Below are 1,646 nucleotides of genomic sequence, written 5' to 3' on the forward strand. Positions count from 1 at the left end.
GACTTGTCGGACCACTCGTACACCTTGCTTTCCGGCACCTTGATGGACTTCCAGGTGGCATCGCCGTCGAAGACTTCCGCATACTCCTTGCGGAACATGTCGGTCTTCACCTTCTCTACGGCCTCGGCAATTTCCTGCTGGCTGGGCCAGAGGTCTTTCAGGTACACCGGATTGCCATCCTTGTCGGTACCAAGGGCTTCTTTCTCCAGATCAAGGCGCACGTTCCCGGCTAGCGCATAGGCCACGACGAGGGGCGGCGACGCCAGCCAGTTGGTCTTAACCAGCGGGTGCACCCGGCCTTCGAAGTTACGGTTACCGGAAAGCACCGAGGCGACGGTCATGTCTCCATCGGTGATGGCCTGCTCCACCTCTTCGGGCAGCGGCCCCGAGTTACCGATACAGGTTGTGCAGCCGTAACCCACCAGGTTGAAGCCCAGTTTGTCGAGATCCTCCTGGAAACCACCAACCCGGAGATAATCCGTGACCACCTTGGAACCCGGTGCCAGGGAAGTCTTGACCCAAGGTTTGGTGCTCAGCCCCTTCTGCACCGCTTTCTGGGCGATCAGCCCTGCCGCCATCATCACGCTCGGGTTAGATGTGTTGGTACAGGAGGTAATCGCGGCAATCACCACCGCCCCCGGATCAAGCCGGCAATCTTCGCCATTCATTTTCATCGCCTGACTCGACGGATGCTCGAAGTAGGCACTCTGAGCACCGACAGCGGTACCGCCACCTTCAGATTCAAGCTTGCTCTCGCGAGCTTCGGCCGGACCCTCTGAGGTCTCCATCAGCAGCTCAAAAGACGCTTTCATGTTCTTCAGTGCAACCCGGTCCTGCGGCCGCTTGGGCCCGGCAAGACTCGCCTCAACTTCGTCCATGTCGAGTTCCAGATTGTCCGTGTACACCGGCTCATGACCGGGCTCGCGCCAGAGTCCCTGAGCCTTGGCGTAGGCTTCCACGAGTTCCAGTTGCTCTTCCTCGCGGCCGGTCAGACGCATGTACTTGATGGTCTGCTCATCCACCGGGAAAAAGCCGCAGGTTGCGCCGTATTCCGGTGCCATGTTGGCGATGGTGGCACGGTCTGCCACCGGCATGTCTTTCAGGCCGTCGCCGTAGAATTCCACGAACTTGCCAACCACGCCTTTCTTGCGCAGCATTTCGGTGACGGTCAGCACCAGATCCGTGGCCGTAATCCCCTCACGGAGTTTGCCGGTAATCTTGAAGCCAACCACTTCGGGAATGAGCATGGAAACCGGCTGGCCCAGCATGGCGGCCTCCGCTTCGATACCCCCGACACCCCAGCCAAGGATACCCAGGCCATTAATCATGGTGGTGTGGGAGTCTGTGCCCACCAGGGTGTCCGGATAGGCGATGGTCTTGCCGTCCTGATCTTTTTGCCAGACCGTTTTACCGAGGTACTCCAGGTTCACCTGGTGGCATATGCCGGTACCCGGCGGCACCACACGGAAATTGTCAAAGGCCTGCTGCCCCCAACGCAGGAATTCGTAACGCTCCTGGTTGCGCTCCATTTCGATGGCCACGTTGTCCTTGAACGAGGACGCATCGCCAAACTTGTCCACCATCACCGAATGGTCGATCACCAGGTCCACCGGCGACAGCGGGTTGATCATAGCCGGATCCTTGCC

At 59.4% G+C, this 1,646-nt stretch carries 1 protein-coding gene; it reads right to left on the reverse strand.

Translation table 11 applies throughout. The features are described from left to right. On the reverse strand, nucleotides 1-1,646 hold a 1,646-nt coding region (gene acnA / locus ACESMW_RS18805), incomplete at both ends, for an aconitate hydratase AcnA (protein ID WP_372988491.1).

This window comes from Marinobacter sp. (assembly GCF_041690455.1).
In the GTDB taxonomy this organism is placed as follows: Bacteria; Pseudomonadota; Gammaproteobacteria; order Pseudomonadales; family Oleiphilaceae; genus Marinobacter.